This is a genomic window from Vibrio sp. JZG120 (assembly GCF_053890955.1).
Genome location: NZ_JBSRRK010000044.1, coordinates 1 through 1,066 on the forward strand (window position 1 = coordinate 1; position 1,066 = coordinate 1,066).

Here is a 1,066-nt window from a genome sequence, read left to right on the forward strand (position 1 = left end):
TTTGACGTTAGCGACAGAAGAAGCACCGGCTAACTCCGTGCCAGCAGCCGCGGTAATACGGAGGGTGCGAGCGTTAATCGGAATTACTGGGCGTAAAGCGCATGCAGGTGGTTTGTTAAGTCAGATGTGAAAGCCCGGGGCTCAACCTCGGAATAGCATTTGAAACTGGCAGACTAGAGTACTGTAGAGGGGGGTAGAATTTCAGGTGTAGCGGTGAAATGCGTAGAGATCTGAAGGAATACCGGTGGCGAAGGCGGCCCCCTGGACAGATACTGACACTCAGATGCGAAAGCGTGGGGAGCAAACAGGATTAGATACCCTGGTAGTCCACGCCGTAAACGATGTCTACTTGGAGGTTGTGGCCTTGAGCCGTGGCTTTCGGAGCTAACGCGTTAAGTAGACCGCCTGGGGAGTACGGTCGCAAGATTAAAACTCAAATGAATTGACGGGGGCCCGCACAAGCGGTGGAGCATGTGGTTTAATTCGATGCAACGCGAAGAACCTTACCTACTCTTGACATCCAGAGAACTTTCCAGAGATGGATTGGTGCCTTCGGGAACTCTGAGACAGGTGCTGCATGGCTGTCGTCAGCTCGTGTTGTGAAATGTTGGGTTAAGTCCCGCAACGAGCGCAACCCTTATCCTTGTTTGCCAGCGAGTAATGTCGGGAACTCCAGGGAGACTGCCGGTGATAAACCGGAGGAAGGTGGGGACGACGTCAAGTCATCATGGCCCTTACGAGTAGGGCTACACACGTGCTACAATGGCGCATACAGAGGGCGGCCAACTTGCGAAAGTGAGCGAATCCCAAAAAGTGCGTCGTAGTCCGGATTGGAGTCTGCAACTCGACTCCATGAAGTCGGAATCGCTAGTAATCGTGGATCAGAATGCCACGGTGAATACGTTCCCGGGCCTTGTACACACCGCCCGTCACACCATGGGAGTGGGCTGCAAAAGAAGTAGGTAGTTTAACCTTCGGGGGGACGCTTACCACTTTGTGGTTCATGACTGGGGTGAAGTCGTAACAAGGTAGCGCTAGGGGAACCTGGCGCTGGATCACCTCCTTA

1 rRNA gene is annotated in these 1,066 nt (G+C 53.6%); it reads left to right on the forward strand.

Going from position 1 to position 1,066, the window contains the following annotated elements:
* Window positions 1-1,066 (forward strand): 16S ribosomal RNA (locus ACWPOD_RS23705); the annotation flags it as partial.